The sequence below is a fragment of the Nostoc sp. genome, assembly GCF_036916975.1.
GTDB lineage: Bacteria > Cyanobacteriota > Cyanobacteriia > Cyanobacteriales > Nostocaceae > Nostoc.
The window spans coordinates 1-3745 of the sequence record NZ_JBALFF010000128.1; the positions used below are offsets into that span (position 1 = coordinate 1).

The following is a 3745-nucleotide window of genomic DNA, read 5'->3' on the forward strand; positions in this document are numbered from 1 at the left end:
ATAAATTTGCTGATGTAGCTTTTAGTGATGAGAAGGAGCGGAATAATTGGTTTAAAAAAGCACGAAGAACTTTAAAAAAAAGTAATGCCATGACCGAATGGCACTAAGAAAAGCTTTAAGCTATGCTCCGTAATGATTACAGGCATTTATGCGATTAAGGAGTCAAGGAGTAGCAGCGATCGCTATTTTTTGTAAGTGCTGTGAATGTAAGTGCTGTGAAAGTCAGAGTAACGGTGAGGGTTGCCCCAAAAAATTTTTAGATAGGAAAAGCTTACTCGTTCATGAAATACTTTCTTGAAGACGAGCAAGCAAATATAACTACTATCACTGTGACACTACGAGTACAAATTCTCAAGCAAAAATTTAGTCAGAGTTTGGGACTACCTTTTAAAGAGCTGTTACCATCTTCTGTAATTGAGCAAGCACTCTCGGAGCTAAAAATTAGATACTATAGGCGATTATTTGATCCAATAGTAACGCTTTGGGTGTTTTTGTCTCAGGTTTTAGATACTGATAAAAGTTGTCATAATGCAGTGAGTAAAGTCATTGCTTATTTAGCTGAAATTGGGGTAGAAATTCCCTCAACTGATACAAGCGCTTATTGCCAAGCAAGGGCAAGGCTTCCAGAAGAATTATTAGAAAATCTTTTTAGTCAGGCTGCACAAAATATTGAAGAGAAAGTGACAATAGAACATTTGTGGTGTGGTCGAAATGTCAAGGTAATAGATGGGTCAACTGTCTCTATGCCCGATATAGTGGATAACCAATCATGCTACCCTCAACCCAAGAGCCAAAAGGACGGATGTGGATTTCCAATTGCCAAAATTGGTGTGATATTTAGTTTAGCGACGGGAGCCGCTATTGCCTTATGTATCGATGTTTTAAATACTCATGATATTAAATTAGCTAGGAAATTGTATAAGTTTCTTAACCCTCTAGACATCCTTCTGGGAGATAGAGCTTTTTGCGCTTATGCCGATTTAGTTACTTTGCTAAAACTTGAATGTGATGCTGTATTTCGTAAGCATCAAGCTCGAAAAACATCGATGCGACAAGGCAAAGTTGTTGGAGACTGCGATAAATTAGTTACTTGGTACAAACCTAAAAAATGTCCCAAAGGATTGAGCCTAGATGAATTTGATGCTCTACCTCAAACCATAACTGTGCGAGAGATTTACTATTACATTGTTATTCCTGGTTTTCGTACAGAAAGAGTTAGCTTAATCACTACTTTATTAGATAAAGCAACTTATTCAACTCTGGATATTGTTGGGCTTTACGGTCAGAGGTGGGACGTTGAGCTAGATTTAAGACATCTTAAAACTACCTTGGGTATGGACGTTTTACGATGTAAAACTTCTTCTATGGTACGTAAAGAAATTTATGTTTATTTGCTTGCCTACAATCTACTTCGTAGTTTGATGTGGTCGGCAGGCACTACTTACGGTACTCCGCCGTTGCGATTGTCAATACATCGGCACTCGCCATCATTTAAATAACTTTATTCCCGAATTGTTAGCCGCTACTTCAACAAAACGTCAGCGAATTTATCGCATTTTACTTAAAGTTATTGCCCACAAAGCTGTGAGCGATCGCCCCGGTAGAAGTGAACCACGAGTCCGTAAACGTCGCCCAAAAATTTATCCCTTGATGACCAAACCCCGGAATGAATTACGAAAGCAATTAAAAACTGCTTAACCACAAGTGTTTCAGCTTTTCTTAGTGCCATTCCTTCCGGCTCTAAATTCTCTATAGCATCAAATATATGTAATTGTTCTGCAACCTCACTGCTAAGGATCTTCCAGCCTAGAGAATCCTGCTGGTCGCGCATCCACTGGTCGATAAAAGCATAAGCCCGTTGTCCAGGAGTAATGACTTGGTTTGCTAACTGGCAGGGGATGGTACTGTGGAGAGATTTAGCAAAATGGGTGATTAACAACTGCACGAATAACTTGTTTAAACTGGGGTTTTGCTTAGGAAAATCCGTGTGTTCTTGGACTACTTCCCAGAAAGCTTCAGGGGAGATAAAACGCTCAATATCAGACCAGAGGGCGTTATCCGACTCTAATAAACCGCCCAGCAGCACCCGCCGAATCAGCGTCCCTGCATCGGGTACTTTTAAGCCTGCGAGGACGGAAAGCATAGCCAGGAGTAATCCCCGTTCGTCGCTATCGGGGGAGATACCCATTGCTTGCAGGGCTTCTGTCCGTTTGGGGCTTTTAAAGAATTTATCATGTTCCCGGATGACAATTTCTAGACCGCGCGATCGCAATCCTAAATCTGCATAGATGAGGGCTGCGGGGTCAGCAGAGAAGGTTAAACCGCTTTTTTGGATGTCTAGAAGCCAGTTTTCTTGGGGTGCAGGTTCGGGAAAGGGGGCGTACAGTAGAAAAGTTTGATTGGGTTGCTCGACCAGCAGGTGATATTTGACGGTAAAGGCAGTATCAGCGAGTTGGAGTTTTTCTACGCCTTCGAGTTGGAGTTCATTGAAGCTGCTGGTAAATTGTTGTTCGGGGTCGTACCAAAACACAATCCGCCGTCCTGGATGCGACCAACGGGCAGAATCTTGAAAAAATGTTTCTAGCGTGTTTTGGATACGAGCGGTGTTCATGCTAGGCAGAGGTAAGGATAATAAAGTGTCTTTTAGAATTCAATTGCCACCTAATATGGCACACAATTTACAAAGGTAGTGGTAAATATGTAGTAATAATAAATTTAGGTTGCAATCAGCGATAATTAAAATGTCATCACGTTAAATCGTCAAGAGTTTCTTAAACTGCATAGAAGCTCACCCGAATATTTAGGTATTATTGTTTGTACAGCAGTAAAAAGTTGGATGAATCTTTATGCTTTTAGAGTTAAGACAATTGAGGATTCAACCAGGACAGCAACTGTTACTTGAGGACGTTAGTTGGCAGCAGTTTGAAAATATTTTGGCAGAATTAGGAGAACATCGCGCTGCCAGAATTTCCTATAGTCATGGTTTTTTAGAAATTATGGTTCCTTTACCCGAACACGAAAAAGCCAAAGAAATTATTGGCGATATAGTCAAAATTTTACTAAATGAATTAAGTATTAATTATGATGCTTTAGGTTCAACCACCCTAAAAAATGAAAAAATGAGTCAGGGAGTAGAACCAGATACTTGTTTTTACATTCAAAATCAAGCGGCAGTTATTGGGAAAAATCGCATAAATTTAAGTGTAGATCCATCCCCTGACTTAGCCATAGAAATTGATTTAACTTCTCGGACGCAATTAGATAATTACCAATTTTTGGGAGTACCAGAACTTTGGCGATATGGAAAACAAGGCTTACAAATTAACATCTTGCAAGGTGGAAAATATGTAGAGTCAAATTTTAGTCCTACTTTTCCAGATATTCCGATAATTGAGCTAGTAAATAAATATGTCCAGCAAAGTCAAGTTGTCGGTAGCAGCCAAGCAATTCAAGCTTTTAGAAATTCGCTGCGGGATAATAAGTAGTTTTTTTACGAAGTTCTTTTTCTCTTTCTACAAGCTTTGAATTTTAATGTAAATGGAAAGCGCTACTGTTGAGGTTGTTCGTCATAATTTAAAGTTTGATCGCCTTATCCCACATCGTTTTGATCCCCCCTAACCCCCCTTTTTAAGGGGGGAACTAGAATTAAAGGGGAGCAATGCGATTTTGTGAGGTCTGGTCAAAAATCAGCGATCGCTAAAAATTATATTTAGGTACAAGGTGATTTTATTTGCAAATAAAATAC

At 39.6% G+C, this 3745-nt stretch carries 3 protein-coding genes; 2 read left to right on the forward strand and 1 reads right to left on the reverse strand.

Going from position 1 to position 3745, the window contains the following annotated elements:
• Positions 1–281: 281 nt before the first annotated feature.
• Entirely contained in the window at positions 282–1499 is a 1218-nt protein-coding gene (locus tag V7K73_RS29550) for an IS4 family transposase (protein ID WP_334885637.1), read from the forward strand.
• A gap of 68 nt (positions 1500–1567) precedes the next feature.
• Here V7K73_RS29550 and V7K73_RS29555 read toward each other — a convergent pair whose 3' ends face one another.
• The gene (locus tag V7K73_RS29555; RefSeq protein WP_334885639.1) at positions 1568–2611 is read right to left on the reverse strand and encodes a hypothetical protein; all 1044 of its coding nucleotides are present in this window, start codon (positions 2609–2611) and stop codon (positions 1568–1570) included.
• A gap of 235 nt (positions 2612–2846) precedes the next feature.
• Here V7K73_RS29555 and V7K73_RS29560 point away from each other — a divergent pair, with 235 nt between their 5' ends.
• Positions 2847–3485: a Uma2 family endonuclease gene (locus V7K73_RS29560; RefSeq protein WP_334885641.1), complete on the forward strand. Its 639-nt coding sequence runs from the start codon at positions 2847–2849 to the stop codon at positions 3483–3485.
• Positions 3486–3745: the final 260 nt, after the last annotated feature.